Below are 19677 nucleotides of genomic sequence, written 5' to 3' on the forward strand. Positions count from 1 at the left end.
ATGCAGAACATTCCTAAAAATATGTTTGAACCAGCTTCAGCTAATGCCGGCGATGCCGAAAAAATAAATAAAAAAAGCCTTTCCCTCTGGAAAGACGCCATGCTCCGCTTCCGCAGCAATAAGCTTGCGATGGTCGGGTTCGTACTGATCGTTCTTATTATTCTGATGGCGATTTTTGCGCCTATCTTTTCAAGATATGATTATGCCACTACCAATCTATTAAATGCGGATAAAGCGCCGTCGAAAGATCATTGGTTCGGCACGGACGACCTTGGAAGGGATATATTCGTCCGGACATGGGTGGGGGCGCGGATTTCCATCTTTATCGGTGTCGCAGCTGCCGTGCTTGATTTATTGATCGGCGTAATCTGGGGCAGCATTTCCGGATTCCGCGGCGGACGCACAGATGAAGTGATGATGCGCATCGCCGACATTCTGTGGGCTGTTCCTTCATTATTAATGGTTATTTTGCTGATGGTTGTCCTGCCGAAAGGATTGCTCACCATTATCGTCGCCATGACGATCACGGGCTGGATCAATATGGCGAGAATCGTCCGCGGACAGGTGCTGCAATTAAAGAATCAGGAGTATGTGCTTGCTTCACAGACACTCGGTGCCAAAACCGGCCGGCTTTTGTTTAAGCATATCGTCCCGAACGCGATGGGCTCTATCCTCGTAACGATGACACTGACGGTTCCGACGGCGATTTTTACAGAAGCGTTTTTAAGTTATTTGGGCCTCGGCGTACCTGCGCCGCTTGCGAGCTGGGGAACGATGGCCTCAGACGGATTGCCTGCATTAACCTATTACCCTTGGCGTCTGTTCTTCCCTGCCGGCTTTATCTGCCTGGCGATGTTCGGCTTTAACGTTGTCGGCGACGGGTTAAGAGACGCGCTGGATCCTAAGTTACGCAAATAAGGAGTGATATGAGTGACACGTTTGCTAGAAGTAAAAGACTTAGCCATTTCATTTAAAACATACGGCGGAGAGGTACAGGCAATCCGCGGGGTGAATTTCCATTTGAATAAAGGAGAGACGCTGGCGATCGTGGGGGAGTCGGGTTCCGGAAAAAGTGTGACCTCCCAAGCGATTATGAAGCTGATCCCGATGCCGCCGGGCTACTTTAAAAGAGGACAGATTCTTTTTGACGGACGTGATATCGTGCCGATGTCCGAAAAAGAAATGCAGACTATAAGAGGAAAGGACATCGGAATGATTTTTCAAGATCCGATGACCTCTCTGAACCCGACGATGAGAGTCGGCAAACAAATTACGGAAGTGCTTTTCAAACATGAAAAAATCTCAAGTGAAGCGGCGAAAAAGCGCGCCATAGAGCTGCTTGATCTCGTCGGAATTCCGATGCCCGAAAAACGGATCGGCCAATTCCCCCATGAATTTTCAGGCGGGATGAGACAGCGTGTCGTCATCGCGATGGCGCTTGCGGCAAATCCGAAACTGTTAATTGCCGATGAACCGACCACAGCGCTTGATGTGACGATTCAGGCACAGATCCTTGAGCTGATGAAAGATCTGCAAAAGAAAATTGATACGTCTATCATTTTTATCACGCATGATCTCGGCGTTGTCGCCAATGTCGCCGACCGGGTCGCCGTCATGTACGCGGGTCAGGTCGTCGAATCGGGCACGGTGGATGAAATCTTTTATGATCCGCGCCATCCGTATACGTGGGGGCTGCTTGCTTCAATGCCCAGTCTGGACAGCACCGATCAGGAAAAACTGACGGCCATCCCGGGCACGCCGCCTGATCTGACGAATCCTCCGAAAGGGGATGCATTTGCGCTCCGCAGCTCATATGCGATGAAAATTGACTTTGAACAGGAACCGCCGATGTATAAAGTGTCTGATACGCATTTTGTGAAATCGTGGCTTCTGCATCCTGATGCGCCTAAGGTCGAGCCGCCTGAAGCGGTGAAGGCTAAAATCCGTCAGCTTCCGAATACGTATCAACATCCTGTTTTAATGAAGGAAGGTGAAAAAAATGACTGAGAAACTTCTCGAAATCAAACACTTAAAACAGCATTTTTTCACGCAGAAAGGAACGGTAAAAGCCGTAGATGATTTGTCATTTGATATTTATAAAGGCGAAACGCTCGGCCTTGTCGGAGAATCGGGCTGCGGTAAATCAACGACGGGCCGCAGTATTATCCGGCTGTATGAGGCAACCGGAGGGGAAGTTCTCTTTAACGGGGAAAATGTCCACGGGAAAAAATCCCGCAAAAAGCTGCTGGAGTTTAACCGGAAAATGCAGATGATTTTCCAGGATCCGTACGCATCTTTAAATCCGAGAATGACAGTCGCCGACATTATTGCCGAGGGAATAGATATCCACCGCCTGGCAAAAACGAAAAAAGAGCGGATGCAGCGGGTTCACGAACTGCTGGAAACGGTCGGTTTAAATAAAGAGCACGCCAACCGCTACCCGCATGAATTTTCGGGCGGACAGCGCCAGCGTATCGGAATCGCCAGAGCGCTGGCGGTTGATCCGGAGTTTATCATCGCGGACGAACCGATTTCGGCGCTTGACGTCTCCATTCAGGCGCAAGTCGTCAATTTAATGAAAGAATTGCAGAAAGAAAAAGGGCTCACTTACCTGTTTATCGCCCATGATTTATCAATGGTCAAATACATCAGCGACCGCATCGGCGTCATGTATTTCGGAAAATTGGTGGAGCTTGCGCCGGCGGATGAGCTTTACGAAAACCCGCTTCACCCATATACGAAATCATTGCTGTCCGCTATCCCGCTCCCTGATCCGGACTATGAAAGAAATCGCATGCGAAAGAAATACGATCCGGCAGTTCATCAGCTCCAAGAAGGAGAAAAAATGGAATTCAGAGAAGTGAAACCGGGACATTTTGTCATGTGCACAGAAGCTGAATTTAAAACCTATCTATAAACGTATCATCCTCCAAGACTCAGTCTTGGAGGATTTTTTTGCGCACATTCAAGTTTATTAAGCCTGCTCCCGTTTTTCTATAATGGAAAAAAAGGGGGAGATCAGTATGAAAACCATTTTGTGCGCCATTTGTGCGGGACTGTTTATCAGTGCAGCCGCTTATCCGGCCCATGCCGCTGTGAAAGAGGAGCAGCCGCTTGTAAAAATAGCGCTGGCTGAAAAAGAACTGCCGAAATCAAATGCACGGTTCGCTTATCCGTCAGGGCTGCATTTTACACATCCTGATAAGGTGCGGGGCATTTACGTCACAGGACATTCAGCGGGAGGAAGCAAATTCGGGGAGCTGACAGACTTTGTGGACAAAACGGAGCTCAATACAATGGTGATTGATGTCAAGGACGACAACGGAAACCTCACCTTTAAGCCGGACGGCCATTCTGAGTATGCCAAAATCGCCAAGCCGTACATCAAAGACCCAAAAAAGATGATGAAAAAGCTGGAGGAAAAAAAGATTTATCCGATCGCGCGTATTGTCGTATTTAAAGACAGCGAACTCGCGAACAAAAAGCCCGAGTGGTCCTTTAAAGAAAAAAACGGAAGTGTCTGGAAAAACGGCCGCGGCGAATCGTTCGTCAATCCGTTTATGAAAGAAGTATGGGATTACAATGTAAAGATTGCAAAACAAGCCGTAAAGATGGGGTTTCAAGAAATTCAGTTTGATTATGTCCGTTTTCCTGAAGGATTTGAAAAACGTGATGACGAACTGACATACGGACACGGCGATTACGGAAAAACAGCAGACAGCAATGTGCAAAAACGCGTTCACGCCGTCACCGATTTTGTCGGTTATGCGAAGAAAAAACTCAAGCCGTACGGCGCGGATGTGTCGGTTGATATTTTCGGCTATTCAGCCACGCTGCCTGAAGCGCCTGGTATCGGCCAGAATTTCAGCAAAATTTCAGACCAGGTCGATGTCATTTCATCCATGATTTATCCGAGCCATTGGACAAGCTATTTCGGCATTGATAAACCGGATCTTGAGCCCTACAATGTCGTCAAAGAATACGCGAAGGTGGAAAATAAAAAGCTGTCCAAGCTGAAACACCCGCCTGTATCGCGTCCGTGGCTTCAGGATTTCACGGCATCATATCTCGGCAGCGGAAATTATCAAAAGTACGGGAAACGCCAGGTGGAAGACCAGGTTAAAGCGCTGCATGATGAAGGAATTGACGAATTTTTATTGTGGGACGCGGCAAACCGTTATACTAAAAACGTCGATTACACACCATTTAAAAAAAATTGAAACCATGTTAAGGGATCACACGTCTTAATAGATGTAAGATTGTTTAAACAATCGGAAATGGGGTATATCTAAAAGTGTGAAGACAACGAACCCATAAGGAGCAAATGAATGAACTGGTACGAAAAGCTGAGTGAATATTTTCCGATTGAAGAAATGAAATCAAAAGCGCATATGGAAGCTCTGTTAAAGGAGCAAAGCGATGTTTATCATAAAGAAGAGGGGCAGTACCACGTGCTGATGTATGCGGAATTTGACTCTTTCATCTTTATTGATTACCTGTTTGTGTCAAAGAAATCCAGAGGACAAGGCTTCGGAAGCAAGCTGATCGGCAGACTGAAAAAGAAGAACAAGCCGATTCTGCTTGAGGTGGAGCCTGTTGACGAGGATGACATGGATACACAGAAACGCTTGCGTTTTTATCAAAGAGAGCATTTCAAGCACGCGCAGTCAATCGGGTATCGGCGCCGGTCATTGGCTACGAATGAAGTGAACAAAATGGAGATTCTGTACTGGTCACCTAAGACGGAATCAGAAGAAGAAATATTTGAAGCGATGAAACAGACATATGAAAACATTCACACTTATAAAGATGAAAAATGGTACGGAGAATCATACGAAAAAACGGATGAAGTTCTCAAAGTCATTGATGAGAAAAAACAAAAAAACATTTTCGATCAGCTGAGCTAATTGAGAATGGGGAAAAATCCGCCAGCCGTAAATTTGCCGGATTGACACATTTTTTTCTCAGGAGACTGTTCACACTTACTTTTTTATAGTATAATACCTATAAAGATTCCTTTTTTAAAGTCATTTCAATTTGAGAATACAAACATGTTCATCCTACTAATTAGAGGAGTGAAGATTAATGGTTACATTATACACATCACCTAGCTGTACGTCATGCAGAAAAGCAAGAGCTTGGCTTGAAGAGCACGAGATTCCGTTTGTAGAAAGAAACATTTTCTCCGAGCCGTTATCAATTGATGAGATCAAGCAGATTCTGCGTATGACTGAAGACGGTACGGATGAAATTATCTCTACCCGTTCTAAAGTATTCCAGAAACTGAACGTAAATGTTGAATCTATGCCGCTTCAAGACTTATATACTTTGATCAATGAGCATCCGGGACTGCTCCGCCGTCCGATCATCATTGATGAAAAACGTCTGCAAGTCGGCTATAACGAAGATGAAATCAGACGATTCCTGCCAAGAAAAGTGCGTTCTTTCCAATTAAGAGAAGCACAGCGTCTTGCCAACTGATATAAGCTTACGATAAGCATGGAAAAAGCCCAAAACCATCGCGGTTTGGGCTTTTTGTTATTTTTCAGTCTGCTGGTAAATCATACTGGCGAGGATAACAAAAACGACGGTCAAAATCGGCAGCATCATCTGTATCATGCCGTGTTCTGCCATGAAAAATGACAGCTTGCTGTCTCCGGCAATCATTTCACCGCCGGTAAATGCGAGAAGGCCGCTCCCGGCATACATCAATAAAGGCATTTTTTCCATGGCGGTATGAACGAGCTTACTGCCCCAAATAATAATCGGCACCGAGATGAAGAGACCGATCACTACTAGTGTCAGCTCACCGTGAGAAGCGCCGGCTACTGCGATGACATTGTCAAGCGACATAAAGATATCAGCCAGAACGATTGTGCGGATGGCTTTCCAAAGAGAAGAACTGCTTTTTACATGCTGCGCATCTTTCTTCTCAATCAGAAGCTGATAGCCGAGATACAATAAAAATACCCCGCCTGCGCATTGTAAAAAAGGAACATTCAATAAATAGACCGCAGCGCTCGTCAGAACGATTCTCAAGACGACTGCAATAAATGTTCCGAAGATGATCGCTTGCTGTCTTTGTTTATGGGCCAGATTCCGGCTGGCCATCGCGATGACGACGGCATTGTCACCGCCGAGAATAAGGTCAATCCCGATAATAAGCAGAAGGGACAGCAGGTAATCGTGCGGCATGGTAACACCTCGCTTATAGATCGATTGCTTGTACAGCTAATATATGAAGCAGTGCGCTATTTATGATGGGAACCGGGAGAAAGCCTGTTTTTCAGTGTGAAAATGCTTTTTTATTTCTTTTATAACTGTTTTATCATAAAATAGAAATATAAAGAATTTGCGCTGTCTTCTATAAGGTTAAGATGTGGACGGAATGGGTAAAGTGTAGTAAAGTACTATTCATCGGGAGCTTAGATGTCCCTTCAACATCTTATAAAGAAGGGAAGGTTGGCAAAATGGAAATAGAAAGAATTAATGAGCATACTGTAAAATTTTATATGTCTTATGGTGATATTGAAGATCGCGGTTTTGACAGAGAAGAAATCTGGTACAATCGCGAGCGCAGTGAAGAACTGTTCTGGGAAGTCATGGATGAAGTGCATGATGAAGAGGAATTCGCTGTCGAGGGTCCTCTTTGGATTCAGGTTCAGGCATTGGACAAAGGACTGGAAATAATCGTAACAAAAGCCCAGCTTTCCAAGGACGGACAAAAACTCGAACTGCCGATCCCGGAAGATAAAAAACAAGAGCCGGCAGATGAAAATCTCGATGCTTTACTTGATGATTTCCAGAAAGAAGAGCAGGCCGAGAGCCGGGAAGATAAGGAGCAAAAGCTTCAGTTCACTTTGCGGTTCGATGATTTTGAGGATCTCATCTCGCTATCAAAATTGAATCTTAACGGAATCAAAACGACCTTGTATTCGTTTGAAGACCGATATTATTTATATGCAGATTTTTATGAGCAAACTGATGAAGAGGTTGAAAATCAGCTAAGCATCCTGTTGGAGTACGCGCACGAATCATCAGTCAGCATTCACCGTCTTGAAGAATACGGCAAATTGGTGATCGCTGATCATGCGTTATATACAATAAAAAAACACTTTGCATCATAACAAACCGATTTCTCTCAGCAGAAATCGGTTTTTTTTGTTCTGAATGACAGGATGAACGGCTGAAAACCGTATAACGGCTCTCATCCGCAAACAGGATTATGCCTTCTTCCTGCTGAATACAACAAGATTCAGGAAAGGAGAAGATGCAACATGTTCAGTGCTGTGACTGCCGACGGACGGCTCATTCAGCTGGCCGGAAGCTATTCAAAGGAAAAAGCGGCGGAGCTGAGAAAGAAACGCTGGTTCTGCCCCGTTTGCAAAAGTGAGCTTGATATCAAACTGGGACGGGAGAAACTGCCGCACTTCGCTCATAAAAAAAGCAGGCTGTGTCCCGGGGAATCCGAACCTGAAAGCGAATACCATCTGGAAGGAAAAAGACAGCTTTTTCTCTGGCTGAAGACACAAAGGTGCTGCGTCAGCCTGGAACCGTATCTGACTTCCGCTGGACTGCGGCCTGACTTGACGGCAGAAAGCGGAGAAGAGAGGCGGGCTTTTGAATTTCAATGTGCGAACCTTTCGGCGGACTCTTTAAAGAGCCGGACGGCAGGCCTGAAAAACGCCGGGTACCGGCCGGTCTGGATCATCGGGGCAAAACGGTTAAAACGGATGGCTGCACAATTTTTCCGGCTTTCTGCTTTTCACTGGCAGTTCTTTGAAGTCAATTCATTTTCCTCCTTAATGTTTTACTGCCCCGACGCCCGCTCCTTTTACAAGCTGCATTCCATCACTCCGTTTTACACCGGCTATTCTTATGCCGGCTTAACCACAATCCCTCTTCACAAAGCAAACCTGAAAGACATTTGTCATCCGGAAGGGCGGCACAGCGTCAGACTTTCCTCGTGGGGGCGTGCCGTTGCCGGATTCCGCAGCAAAGGCGGGCGGTTTTTATCTGAAGATGCCGGTCTTATCCGGCGTCTTTTTTACGAAAGACATCAGGTTGCATTTCCATTTCTCCCCTCTGAAGTGTTTATTCCCGTTTCAGCAGGCTTTGTGTTTGCAAGTCCCGTTTTTGTGTGGCAGGGCCATTTATACTTGCGGCTTGCGGAACTTTTTGAAAAAGGCGCTCCGATCCGATTATCCGGCATGGTTCATGATTTACGGCAAAAAATCAGGCATAAGGAGATCCGGATGCGGTATGGTTCACAAGACAGCCTTATCGGAATGGCGGTAAAACAATATGCTGATTTCTTATGCTTGCAGGATTTTTTAAGGGAAATTGAGAATGAAGTATATATGCCCTCATCTCAGCAGAAGCGCCCTCAAACGGCAGAAGAGCTGCGCCGGCGGGACCTGCTCTTTTTTGGGGAATGAGAATGCTTCATTTCGTTCACCCTAACGTCAAGGTGGTGGCGAATGTGAGGGGCGTACAAGCATTTTGTTTTCGTTTTTTCACTGTATTATTGGTATGCTCGGTCTTATATGCCGCATATGATTTGACAAAAGGCAGTGAAAAGCCGGAAGATAATCACAACACAAGTTTTTGGAGAAACAATCGTTTTTTCAATTGGCTTGAAGTAAAGAAAACGAGGGGGATCACCATGACTGAGGAAAATAAAGCAGCACAGCTGCCTGACAGAAGTGAAGTAAAGGCAGAGCATACATGGAGACTAGAGGATATTTTTCCTAGTGATGAGGCCTGGAATAAAGAATTTCAAGCAGTTAAAGAATTAATTCCGAATTTATCTTCTTTTAAAGGCACGCTTGCTCATTCGGCTGATAATTTATACGCGGCGCTTACAGCACAGGATGAAGTGACGAACCGCCTTGGGAAACTTTATGCATACGCGCATATGCGCTCAGACCAGGATACGGGAAATTCTTTCTACCAAGGGCTGAACGACAAAGCCGCAAGCCTGTATTCTCAGGCTGCCAGCGCGACTGCTTACATTGAACCGGAAATTTTGGCGATTCAGGAAGACAAGCTGCACCAGTTTATTCTGGAAAAAGAGGAGCTTAAGCTTTACTCCCATGCAATTGAAGAAATTACAAAACAGCGTCCGCACGTGCTGAGCGAACAAGAAGAGGCCCTGCTTGCGGAAGCCTCTGAAGCGCTGTCGTCACCTTCCAATACATTCAGTGTTTTAAATAACGCCGATATTACGTTTCCGTCGATTAAGGATGAAAACGGCAAGGAAACTCAAATCACACACGGCAACTTTATTAATTTCCTGGAAAGCAGCAATCGTGAAGTCCGCAAAAACGCATTTGAAGCCGTATATAAAACATACGGACAGTATAAAAACACGATGGCGACTACACTCAGCGGCACTGTGAAAAAAGATAATTTTTACGCCCGTGTGAAAAAATATAAATCAGCACGGGAAGCGGCGTTATCCAATAACAGCATTCCTGAAGAAGTTTACGATAACCTTATCAAAACGATCAATAAACATCTTCCGTTATTACACCGTTACATTGACCTGCGGAAAAAGGTGCTCGGTCTTGATGAAGTCCATATTTATGATCTGTACACACCGCTTGTAAAAGATTCGGGAATGAAGGTCACATATGAGGAAGCGAAAGATTATATGCTCAAAGGACTTGCTCCGCTGGGCGAGGAATACGCGTCTATTTTAAAAGAAGGACTTGAAAACCGCTGGGTCGATGTATACGAAAACAAAGGAAAACGCAGCGGTGCTTATTCGTCCGGTACATACGGCACGAATCCGTACATCTTAATGAACTGGCATGATAATGTCAATAATCTGTTTACGCTCGTTCACGAGTTCGGCCATTCCGTGCACAGCTACTATACGAGAAAATATCAGCCGTATCCGTACGGTAACTACAGCATTTTTGTCGCTGAAGTCGCTTCAACGACTAATGAAGCGCTGCTCGGTGAATATATGCTGAACAGCTTAAAGGATGAAAAACAGCGTCTGTACCTGCTCAACCACATGCTTGAAGGGTTCAGAGGCACAGTGTTCAGACAGACGATGTTCGCTGAATTTGAGCATCTGATTCATACGAAAGCGCAGGAAGGCGAGCCGCTAACGCCTGAACTGCTGAACGAACTTTATTATGATCTGAATAAAAAGTATTTCGGTGACAACATGGTGATTGATAAAGAAATCAGTCTGGAATGGTCAAGAATTCCGCATTTCTATTACAATTATTATGTGTATCAATATGCGACAGGCTACAGTGCGGCCCAAGCGCTGAGCAGCCAGATCTTAAAAGAAGGCAAGCCTGCGGTGGAGCGCTATACCGAATTCTTAAAAGCGGGAAGCTCGGAATATCCGATCGACATACTGAAAAAAGCGGGGGTCGATATGACATCGCCTGAACCGATCGAGGCGGCCTGCAAAATGTTTGAAGAGAAACTGAACGAAATGGAAGAGCTTCTTTCGAAAGTGAACCCTTCGTAATTCAAAAAAGCCTGTGCATTAGATGCGCAGGCTTTTTCTAAAACCCCTTAAACGTTTTTCGGTGATTCAGCCGGTACAAGGCAAACAATATGGACAGAAACAGCAGGGGAGATGTAATGTAAATCGGCAGCATGTGCATCATGGCCAGCAGGTTTAAAAAGAAGAAAAACATAATCATTCCGATGATCAATACGGTGCGGAGCATTGATTTCCCTCCTTGTTTATGATTGATATATTCTATGAAAACAAGCAGTCAGTTATGTTTTGTGACAAAAATATGAACATTAATCTTATGGCTTGTCAAAACTCGACAAGATTTGATATGATAAGGATGTGAAATTGATCACAAACAAACATTACCCCTTTGTTTGACCGTGAAAAATTTCTCCCATCCCCTTTGTTGTCGTTAAGACATATGAAACCGCGCTTATCCCGGCGCGGTTTCTTTATTTGCACAAAAAAAGCCGGCTCCGTAAGGAATCAGCTTTTTTTAATGATCACAACAGGTGACATCCTCCTGGGTGCCGGCCAGAGATTTCCAAAACAGACCGTGCTTTGCTTCCACTCTGGCGACCTTTTTGGCGAATGCCAGTTTTTTCATTTCTTTTTCAACTTCTTCTAGACTCAAATCATAAACGAGTGCGATTTCTTTCGATGCGACAAACCGGAAATATTCAATAAAACATTCCAAAGGCGGCGTTTCAGAAGGCTTCGGTTCATCCCCGAGCATTTCGAATAGGATCTCTTCGTATACGTCATAAGAATAGTTGCCGGGAACCTTCAGCCCTTCATCATCATGCAGGCTGTTAAAGAACGTCAATGTCGGGTTGACGGTGACGTCCATTTCCGCCGCTATTTTCATATCGCACTGAAGCGCTTTTACCGCGCTTTGCGAATGGAGGTCGCGCTTGAATTCTTCAACATCCAATTTCGTCTTTTCAGCAATTTCTAAAAGAACGTCTTCATCCGTAATATTCTGCTTGGAGACAAACAGGCTTTCCTGCATGCTGCGGAGAAACAGAATACCCGCTTTTCTTCCCTGCAGTTCGGCCGCTTTTAAAGCGAGTGCGGCAAGGTAGGGCGATGAAAGAGGCTGATCCTGCTCAAGCCAAAGGCTTCCGTCACAGGGCATCCCGGAACGGTTCGCAATTTTTTCCCAAGCTTCGGCAAGGAGGTGTTTTTTCCGCTTTTGCTTATTCAGCGATGTAATGCTCGCGGACACAATGATCCGCAGCGTAAAAAAACGTCCGTATTTGATTTTTAATTTTTTTATGGCGGGCTCCAGCGACCAGCATTCAGGACATAAAGGGTCGACAAACATGTAAATTTCGAGCGGTTTTTTTGGATGTCCGTGGCAATGGGCGAAGTATTGCTCATGCTGATAATTCGTCAATATGATCGATCCTCCGCTTCTGACTGGTTTACCATATGCCTGGCCGTCAGTTCCAGACGCCCGTACAGAAATTCACGAATATCGCCCTCCAGCCCGACCTGATCCATCGCTTTGCTCATACAGCTTAGCCACGCATCAGCCCTCTCGTCCGTAATCGGAAAGGGGAGATGCCTTGCCCTGAGCATGGGATGTCCGTGCTCTTCAGTATAAAGAGGAGGTCCGCCCAAATACTGGGTTAAAAATTGCTTTTGTTTTCTGGCCGTTTCAGTCAAATCACTTGGAAATATCGGCTTCAGCAAGGGATGAGACGAGACACGCTCATAAAAAGTATCAACAAGTTGCGATAGAAGTTCCTCTCCAATCGCTTCATATGGTGCGTTAAACGATTGTCCCATGTTGACTACTCCTTTATATGGCTAATAGGAATCATAATTCCCATTGCGAATTTATCTTTCAGTTTTACTATCTTTAGTTACTGTATATTTTAGCAATAACATTTTATTTCTACAAACAAAGTGCCTTTCTGTCAGGCGCTTGTATTTCATATCATATCACATCGCCTTCATTCATGTGTAAGATTTCACTCCGCAAAAAAACCAGAGGGCGAAGGAAGCCTCTCTGGTTTACGCGTAATACTGCCGGGTTATGTTTTTGACATATTGCTGTGTTTCCTTAAACGGCGGAATGCCTCCGTACCGATCTACGTTGCCGGGGCCTGCGTTGTAGGCGGCTAACGCGAGAGATACATTTCCGTCGTATTTCGTGAGCATCTGCTTTAAGTACTTTGTGCCGCCCTCAGCGTTCTGGACGGGATCAAGCGGGTTTGACACCCCGAGTGATTCTGCCGTGGAAGGCATGAGCTGCATCAGTCCCATTGCCCCCGTACCGCTGACAGCTTTCGGATTAAAGCCTGATTCCTGTTTAATAACCGCGCGGATCAGCTTTTCGTCCACTCCGTATTTTTCGGCCGCTTTCTGAATGGCGCTGTCTATTGAAAAGTTTCCGGTGCTGATATCAGAAGCCGCATCCGGAGACTTTATGCCCGGGGAAGCTGCCTCGGAACCGGATGAAACGGGAATTCTCGGTGAATATGAAGCGTGAGCGGTCCGCACACCGTTTAAAATCCCTGATTCCGGCTGCTGCCGGACGGCTGTGTCCGTATACTGGCTGAGCAGCGCGCTGAAATTGGCAAGCGGGCTTTCTGAAGATTGTCCGCCTGAATCCGTGCTTGTATGAGAGATTGATTGCAGCGCCATTGACTGCAGCTGGAGAAGGGCCGCCCAATTCGTTATATTCACTGTGTCATTCCACCTTTTTTTGTTTCTGTTCATAAAAACGCTGGATTTTATTTTTCGTGATCCGCTCTGGGATGCCGAATTGCTTGAGCAATTGTTCAAACGCCCGTTTTCCTTCATCCCAGTCAGCAGCCTCGAATTCCAATTCAAAGTCTTCTTTCTCTAAATATCGGCTGTGATCTAAAATGATTAAGCCTTTTTCTGATTCTTTTTCCGCGCGTGCGGTCGACAGCGTCCCGAAATAGCAAATGTGTTCTGAACGGATTCCTAGACCGTCCAGCTGCCGTTTGACGGGGCCATCCGGAATCTTGAAGACGTCAAGATCCGGTGCCGCAGCAAGCTGTTGGTGCGTTTCCAGCAGACCGACCGCGGCAGGTTCTTTTAAAGTCAGAACGAACGAGCCGTCTTTTTCTCGGATGCGGAGTGCTGATTTTTTTTGTTTCAGGGAAAAATCTTTCGTGTCGAAATAATGATTGACCTGCTGTTTAAAATCATGTTCTTTCATGCAGAGTGCTTCACTCAGCTTCAGAAATTCTGATTTTGTCAGCAGGTTTTTGAATTCAATTTCTATTTCTTGGGTCATGACAGTCTTCCTTTCAGGACGAAAAATTGTATAATTCCCATTATCTCTTTAGAGGTTACGTTTATCAATATCGACCTTGATATGATAAAATAAATGCTGTACTTTGTTAAAAAAGGAGAACATTATGCAAAAGAGAATTGAAATCCAGAATGCATCATTAACAGAAGACGCGCTCCGCTTGAAGTGCGGAGAAGACTTAAGCGGAGCGGAACGCAAAGCCTCAGGTCAAATGCTTGTTGATTCCGATCACTTTGCTTTTGTATACATACTTGAATCAGCTGACTCTTTTGAATATGTCATTATAAAAGAACATGTCTGGCCGGATCTGAAAGAAGCCTTAGACCAAGGAAAACCGGCGGTCCTTGAGGCCGGCGGAAAAACGGTTGAACTTTCAGGGCTGCATGAAGAACTCGATTATCTTCTTGAAAATATTAAAGATAATGCAAACTACGGAGATATGGAAGAAAAAGTGAAAAACGTATTTCTTTAGAACAGGTTCGGAATTGGGGGATGTACGATGGATGACAAACAATGGGAGCAATTTCTAGCGCCATACCGCCAGGCTGTTGAAGAATTAAAGGTGAAGCTGAAAGGCGTCAGAACCCTTTATGAGTATGAAGATGACCACTCACCGATTGAGTTTGTGACAGGCCGCGTGAAGCCGGTGGCGAGCATACTTGAAAAAGCGAGACGAAAAAGCATACCGCTTCATCAGATTGAAACGATGCAGGATATCGCGGGGCTGCGTATTATGTGCCAATTTGTCGATGATATCCAGATCGTCAAAAATATGCTGTTTGCCAGAAAAGATTTTACCGTTGTCGATAAGCGGGATTACATAGCAGAGCATAAGGAAAGCGGATATCGGTCTTACCACCTTGTCGTTTTATATCCTTTACAAACAACGTCCGGTGAAAAGCACGTTCTTGTGGAGATACAGATTCGGACGCTTGCCATGAACTTTTGGGCAACCATTGAGCATTCACTGAATTACAAATACAGCGGGAACATTCCCGAAAAAGTAAAGCTGAGGCTGCAGCGGGCCTCAGAAGCCGCATCCCGGCTCGATGAAGAAATGTCAGAAATCCGCGGAGAAATCCAGGAAGCCCAAGCCGCGTTCTCGCGAAAGAAAAAAGCGGGAGACCGCCAGTAGGAAAGGAGGGGAATGGCATGAAATTTGCCGTTTCTTCAAAAGGAGACGAGGTTTCAGATACACTGAAAAGCAAAATACAGGCGTATTTACTCGATTTTGATATGACCTTGGATGAAAAAGAGCCGGAAATCGTTATTTCCGTCGGCGGTGACGGAACGCTTCTTTACGCATTTCACAGGTACAGCGACCGTCTTGATAAAACGGCTTTTGTCGGAGTTCACACGGGGCATTTGGGTTTTTATGCCGATTGGGTTCCGCAGGAGATAGAAAAGCTCGTTCTGGCCATTGCCAAAACGCCGTATCATACCGTGGAGTATCCCCTTCTTGAGGTGATTGTCACTTATCATGATGAAGAGCGTGAGGAGCGGTATCTGGCTTTGAACGAATGTACAATCAAAAGCATAGAAGGCAGTCTCGTCGCTGACGTGGAAATTAAAGGCCAGCTGTTTGAAACGTTCAGGGGAGACGGTTTATGTCTGTCCACGCCTTCCGGAAGCACGGCTTATAATAAGGCGTTAGGCGGCGCGATCATCCACCCTTCCATCAGGGCGATTCAGCTTGCGGAAATGGCATCCATCAACAACAGAGTGTTCAGGACTGTCGGCTCGCCGCTTTTGCTTCCCGATCATCATAACTGTGTCATCAAACCGAGAAACGACGTCGACTTTCAAGTCACAATTGATCATTTAACCTTGCTGCATAAGGATGTCAAGTCCATTCTATGCCGTGTGGCAAATGAAAAAGTCAGATTTGCAAGATTCCGCCCTTTTCCGTTTTGGAAAAGGGTGCAGGATTCCTTTATCGGAAAAGGCGAATAGAAAGAGGAAACGGATTGGACAACTTTTTTATCCAAAAGAACATGACTGCCCGGGAAGCCGGCATGACGGTAAAAGAATATACGGCGCAGCTCGGCATTTCAAAGCGGCTTCTCGCTGACATTAAATTCGGCGGGGGAGACCTGCTTGTGAACGGAGAGCATGTAACCGTCCGCACCGTGTTAGCGGAGGGAGACGTGCTTAAGATTGAATTTCCGAAGGAGCATGTGAGTGAAACGCTTTTGCCTGAGCCGGTTCCGCTTGATATTCTTTATGAAGATGACCATGTGCTTGTGGTCAATAAACAGCCGTATGTCTCCTCAATTCCATCAAGAGAACACCCGTCGGAAAGCATCGCTAACGGAGTGATCAGCCACTACCGAAAAAGCGGCGTGCCATCAACGGTTCATCTTGTCACCCGCCTTGACAGGGATACATCGGGGGCGATGCTCATCGCCAAACATCGGCTTTCCCATTCTCTTTTGTCGGCAGCGCAGAAAAAGGGGCTTGTCAGCAGGCGGTATCTCGCTGTCGTACACGGGATCATGCTGCAGAAGGAAGGAACGGTGGACGCGCCCATCGGAAGAAAACACGACAGTATTATTGAGCGGATGGTAACGCCGGATGGACAACGAGCGGTGACGCATTTTCAAACGGAAAAAGCGGGACATGCGTTTACGCTTGCAGCCCTGCGGCTGGAAACGGGGCGGACGCATCAAATCCGGGTGCACATGAGCTACCTCGGCCATCCGTTAGTCGGTGATACACTGTACGGCGGAAAAAATGAGGGAATTGCCCGGCAGGCTCTTCACAGTGAGCGGCTTTCATTCGTACACCCCATGACCGGAGAAACGCTCGTTTTTCACGCCCCGGTGCCTGACGATATGAAAACATTAATTGAACACATGTAAAGCCCGAACCGTTTATCGGTTTCGGGCTTTTTTCATGCCTGCCTGCCGTGATCCTCGCGAAATCGTGAAGCATCATAGGGCATTGAGCTTTCCACAGAGACGGTTTCATGCTCCGGAAAACGAAAGCCTGTCAGCTGATTGCCGAAGACGCACCCTGTATCAATGTTGATCGTACGGTTGACGATCCGGGGGCGTTTTACCGGGGTATGGCCGTACACAACCCACGCTTTACCTTCATAGTCGGCAGCCCAGTCTCTTCTGACGGGTCTGCCGTCGGGATGCGTTTCACCCGTAATATCGCCGTACAGAACAAATTCTTTTACCTTACGCGAGTATTTACCGATATCGTCAGCTTTTATGCCGGCGTGAGCGACAACGAGATCGCCATTATGTAAAATATCATAAAGCGGCGCTGACTCATATAATCGGATAAATTGTCCGGAGACTTCCGTTCTGTCGGCGGGAGACAGCTCTTTCAGTTCGGCTGCCGTCGTTTCCAGTCCGTGCATCACTTTTACGGGGTTTCCTTTTAAGTAACGATACAGTTTGTTGCAATGATTTCCCGGGACATAACGGACGGCTCCTTTTTCATATGCTTTTGCCACAAAACGCATCACTTCTACGGATTTTGGGCCTCTGTCCGTTAAATCCCCCGCAAAGACAAGCGTTCTGCCTTCAGAATGGACGGGCGTTCCGTCTTTCACTTCATATCCGAGCTTTTGCATTAAGGCGATCATTTCGTCATAACATCCGTGTATATCGCTGATGATGTCGTAAGCCATTCGTGTCAGCCTCCTTATTAACGGTTTTTTATTTATTATGGGGCTAATTCCTATACCTAATTACGCTGTTTTTGCACAAATTAAAAAAGAATTAAAGAAATAAAGCCTTATCACTTTTTTTTCGCGTTCAGCCTTGTTAGAATATGCGTTATGTTTTTAAAAAAAAGTAAGGTTTCGCCCGCTTAAAGCGGGCTTTTATAACCCTTGTTTTAAGGAGGTATTTACAAATGGAACACACATCAGTCGCATCTTTAGTCGTCGTTTTGATCGTCGCTTTTTTGACGCCGCTCCTTTTACATCGGTTTAAGCTCAGCATCCCCGTCGTCGTCGCGGAGATCATCATGGGGCTTATTATCGGAAAAAGCGGCCTGAATCTTGTCGTTCAGGGAGACACGTGGCTGGAGACGCTGTCTGTTCTCGGCTTTATCTTTTTAATGTTTTTAAGCGGCTTGGAAATTGATTTTTCTTCATTTGAGAAAGGGAAGAAAAAACAATTCCTTCCGAACGGCAAGGAAGCGCCCAACACGTTTTCTGCCGCACTGATTATCTTTTTCGGCATCTTTATTTTATCATTGCTGCTGTCCTATGCCTTTGTATTAGCCGGTTTTATACAAAACGCATTTTTAATGACGCTTATTATTTCGACGATATCACTCGGTGTGGTGGTCCCGACTTTAAAAGAAGAACGGATCATGAACTCCAATATCGGCCAGATTATCCTGCTTGTCGCCGTTATCGCGGACTTGGCTACAATGATTCTGCTCGCTTTCTTCTCTTCTCTTTACGGAGAAGACAGCGGAAATATGTGGCTTCTGTTGATTCTCTTTGCCGCGGGGGTCGTGCTGTATTTCTTCGGCAGGATCTTTAAACATCGTTCATTTGTGCAGTCGATGTCTAAAGGCACTGTGCAGATCGGCACGAGAGCCATTTTCACACTGATTATCGTGCTTGTCGCTTTATCGGAATCTCTCGGGGCGGAAAATATTCTCGGCGCGTTTTTGGCAGGCGTTCTGGTATCGCTTCTGTCTCCGAATAAAGAAATGGTGGAACAGCTGGATTCCTTCGGCTACGGGTTTTTAATTCCGATCTTTTTCGTCATGGTCGGGGTGAAATTGGACATTTGGACGCTTTTCCAAGATCCGAAAACATTAACGATGATTCCGCTTCTTCTGCTTGCGCTGTTTATCAGCAAAATGTTCCCGGTGTTTTATTTAAAGAAATGGTACGACAAAAGAACCGTGTTTGCTTCGGGCTTTTTGCTGACGTCCACGCTGTCGCTTGTTATCGCGGCGGCTACGATCGGAGAAAGGCTCCACATTATCAGCGCCAATATGTCCGGCGCGCTGACTTTAGTTGCGGTTATTGCCAGCATCATCACGCCGATCGGCTTTAAGAAATTATTCAAACGGCAAAGCGCGCCGCAGGAAAAAAAGCGCATTACATTTATCGGCGCCAATCAAATGACGCTCCCGGTTACGCTGGAATTGCCAGAGGAGGAATATGAAGTACGGGTCGTCCATGTGTATCAGGAAAATGCCGGGGAAACGCTTGCGGAATCCGTTTTTTCAGTTGACACGATTTCTGATTACGAGCCCGGCACGCTTGAGTCGCACGGTATTTTTAAAACGGATATTCTTGTCGTGGCGACGGGAAATGAAGATGTGAACGCTGAAATCGCCTTACTAGCGAAAGAGAAAGGGACTGAGCGTATCATCGCAAGCGTCGGCTCGGTTGAGCATGAAACAAAACTGAAAGAAGAGGGCATCAGTATTTTTTCTATCCTTATGTCTACAAAAACGCTGCTGCGCGCGTTAATTGAGGCGCCGGGCGTGATGAGCCTCCTGACGAATGAGGAGTCTTCGTTATATCAGATCAATCTGGAAAACCCGGCGTATAACGGCATCATTCTGCGGGAATTTCCGCTGATGGGCGATGTGATTTTCGTCCGGATTTTCAGAGGTGTGGACAGCATCGTTCCGCACGGAGACACGCGGCTGAAAACAGGAGACCGTCTCATCGTCACGGGCTCGCGCAACTACGTGTCGGAACTGAGAAAAATCCTTGAAGCTTGACCAAATTGCAATTCGTGATAATATAGAAGGCATAACAAATAAATCATTAATCGTATGACCACTAGGGGTGTCCTTCATAAGGGCTGAGATAAAAGTGAGACTTTTAGACCCTCATAACTTGAACAGGTTCAGACCTGCGTAGGGAAGTGGAGCGGTATTTTTTTGGGGTTCCTTTTAT

21 protein-coding genes and 1 riboswitch are annotated in these 19677 nt (G+C 45.9%); of the genes, 14 read left to right on the top strand and 7 right to left on the bottom strand.

Annotation, left to right across the window (positions count from 1 at the left end; genetic code table 11):
* From oppC to spx, 6 genes are all read left to right on the top strand, one after another.
* On the top strand, positions 1–918 hold the full coding sequence (oppC, locus tag ACWJJS_RS06800) for an oligopeptide ABC transporter permease OppC (RefSeq protein ID WP_003155041.1): 918 nt from the start codon (positions 1–3) through the stop codon (positions 916–918).
* A gap of 12 nt (positions 919–930) precedes the next feature.
* Positions 931–2007 carry an ABC transporter ATP-binding protein gene (locus tag ACWJJS_RS06805; protein ID WP_061890535.1) on the top strand — a complete coding sequence of 359 codons (1077 nt, stop codon included), beginning with the start codon at positions 931–933 and terminating at the stop codon, positions 2005–2007.
* The gene (gene oppF / locus ACWJJS_RS06810) at positions 2000–2917 is read left to right on the top strand and encodes an oligopeptide ABC transporter ATP-binding protein OppF (protein WP_017417453.1); all 918 of its coding nucleotides are present in this window, start codon (positions 2000–2002) and stop codon (positions 2915–2917) included. Before ACWJJS_RS06805 ends, oppF begins: the two co-directional genes overlap by 8 nt.
* A 106-nt stretch (positions 2918–3023) precedes the next feature.
* Entirely contained in the window at positions 3024–4220 is a 1197-nt protein-coding gene (locus ACWJJS_RS06815) for a putative glycoside hydrolase (RefSeq protein ID WP_454023434.1), read from the top strand.
* Positions 4221–4328: 108 nt separating this feature from the next.
* Positions 4329–4907: a GNAT family N-acetyltransferase gene (locus ACWJJS_RS06820; protein WP_454023435.1), complete on the top strand. Its 579-nt coding sequence runs from the start codon at positions 4329–4331 to the stop codon at positions 4905–4907.
* Positions 4908–5085: 178 nt separating this feature from the next.
* A complete protein-coding gene (gene spx, locus ACWJJS_RS06825) occupies positions 5086–5481 on the top strand; it encodes a transcriptional regulator Spx (RefSeq protein WP_003155034.1) in 396 nt (131 codons plus the stop codon).
* A 57-nt stretch (positions 5482–5538) separates the two neighbouring features.
* Here the strand turns inward: spx and ACWJJS_RS06830 are convergent, their stop codons facing one another.
* On the bottom strand, positions 5539–6195 hold the full coding sequence (locus ACWJJS_RS06830; protein WP_454023436.1) for a TerC family protein: 657 nt from the start codon (positions 6193–6195) through the stop codon (positions 5539–5541).
* A 275-nt stretch (positions 6196–6470) separates the two neighbouring features.
* On the opposite strand from ACWJJS_RS06830, the gene mecA reads away from it, so the two are divergent.
* From mecA to pepF, 3 genes are all read left to right on the top strand, one after another.
* The gene (mecA, locus tag ACWJJS_RS06835) at positions 6471–7127 is read left to right on the top strand and encodes an adaptor protein MecA (RefSeq protein ID WP_003155032.1); all 657 of its coding nucleotides are present in this window, start codon (positions 6471–6473) and stop codon (positions 7125–7127) included.
* Positions 7128–7277: 150 nt separating this feature from the next.
* On the top strand, positions 7278–8438 hold the full coding sequence (locus ACWJJS_RS06840; RefSeq protein ID WP_454023437.1) for a competence protein CoiA family protein: 1161 nt from the start codon (positions 7278–7280) through the stop codon (positions 8436–8438).
* A gap of 227 nt (positions 8439–8665) precedes the next feature.
* On the top strand, positions 8666–10495 hold the full coding sequence (gene pepF / locus ACWJJS_RS06845; RefSeq protein ID WP_003155028.1) for an oligoendopeptidase F: 1830 nt from the start codon (positions 8666–8668) through the stop codon (positions 10493–10495).
* Positions 10496–10532: 37 nt separating this feature from the next.
* On the opposite strand, the gene ACWJJS_RS06850 is transcribed toward pepF, so the two are convergent.
* From ACWJJS_RS06850 to ACWJJS_RS06870, 5 genes are all read right to left on the bottom strand, one after another.
* On the bottom strand, positions 10533–10700 hold the full coding sequence (locus ACWJJS_RS06850; protein ID WP_165408905.1) for a hypothetical protein: 168 nt from the start codon (positions 10698–10700) through the stop codon (positions 10533–10535).
* Positions 10701–10985: 285 nt separating this feature from the next.
* A complete protein-coding gene (gene spxH / locus ACWJJS_RS06855) occupies positions 10986–11888 on the bottom strand; it encodes a protease adaptor protein SpxH (protein WP_003155024.1) in 903 nt (300 codons plus the stop codon).
* Complete coding sequence (locus ACWJJS_RS06860) at positions 11885–12283, bottom strand: globin domain-containing protein (protein ID WP_003155023.1); 399 nt, start codon at positions 12281–12283, stop codon at positions 11885–11887. The genes spxH and ACWJJS_RS06860 overlap by 4 nt, the downstream gene beginning before the upstream one ends.
* A gap of 228 nt (positions 12284–12511) precedes the next feature.
* On the bottom strand, positions 12512–13186 hold the full coding sequence (locus tag ACWJJS_RS06865; protein ID WP_454023438.1) for a lytic transglycosylase domain-containing protein: 675 nt from the start codon (positions 13184–13186) through the stop codon (positions 12512–12514).
* A 4-nt stretch (positions 13187–13190) separates the two neighbouring features.
* Positions 13191–13766 (bottom strand): CYTH domain-containing protein, encoded by a 576-nt coding sequence (locus ACWJJS_RS06870; protein WP_146283634.1) that lies wholly within the window; start codon positions 13764–13766, stop codon positions 13191–13193.
* 124 nt (positions 13767–13890) lie between these two features.
* On the opposite strand from ACWJJS_RS06870, the gene ACWJJS_RS06875 reads away from it, so the two are divergent.
* From ACWJJS_RS06875 to ACWJJS_RS06890, 4 genes are read left to right on the top strand one after another with little or no spacing between them, the layout of a single operon-like run.
* Entirely contained in the window at positions 13891–14256 is a 366-nt protein-coding gene (locus ACWJJS_RS06875) for a UPF0738 family protein (RefSeq protein ID WP_070081630.1), read from the top strand.
* Positions 14257–14283: 27 nt separating this feature from the next.
* Complete coding sequence (yjbM, locus tag ACWJJS_RS06880; protein ID WP_003155019.1) at positions 14284–14919, top strand: GTP diphosphokinase; 636 nt, start codon at positions 14284–14286, stop codon at positions 14917–14919.
* Between the two features lie 17 nt (positions 14920–14936).
* Positions 14937–15737, top strand: coding sequence for an NAD kinase (locus ACWJJS_RS06885; RefSeq protein WP_003155018.1), 801 nt, complete (start codon positions 14937–14939; stop codon positions 15735–15737).
* 14 nt (positions 15738–15751) lie between these two features.
* Complete coding sequence (locus ACWJJS_RS06890; protein WP_070081631.1) at positions 15752–16645, top strand: RluA family pseudouridine synthase; 894 nt, start codon at positions 15752–15754, stop codon at positions 16643–16645.
* Between the two features lie 32 nt (positions 16646–16677).
* Here ACWJJS_RS06890 and prpE read toward each other — a convergent pair whose 3' ends face one another.
* The gene (prpE, locus tag ACWJJS_RS06895) at positions 16678–17427 is read right to left on the bottom strand and encodes a bis(5'-nucleosyl)-tetraphosphatase PrpE (protein WP_077722060.1); all 750 of its coding nucleotides are present in this window, start codon (positions 17425–17427) and stop codon (positions 16678–16680) included.
* Between the two features lie 227 nt (positions 17428–17654).
* Here prpE and ACWJJS_RS06900 point away from each other — a divergent pair, with 227 nt between their 5' ends.
* Positions 17655–19499, top strand: a complete 1845-nt coding sequence (locus ACWJJS_RS06900; RefSeq protein WP_369614318.1) for a monovalent cation:proton antiporter family protein — start codon at positions 17655–17657, stop codon at positions 19497–19499.
* Positions 19500–19552: 53 nt separating this feature from the next.
* A riboswitch (TPP riboswitch) is annotated at positions 19553–19661 on the top strand.
* Positions 19662–19677: the final 16 nt, after the last annotated feature.

This window comes from Bacillus sp. JK106, from assembly GCF_053663355.1.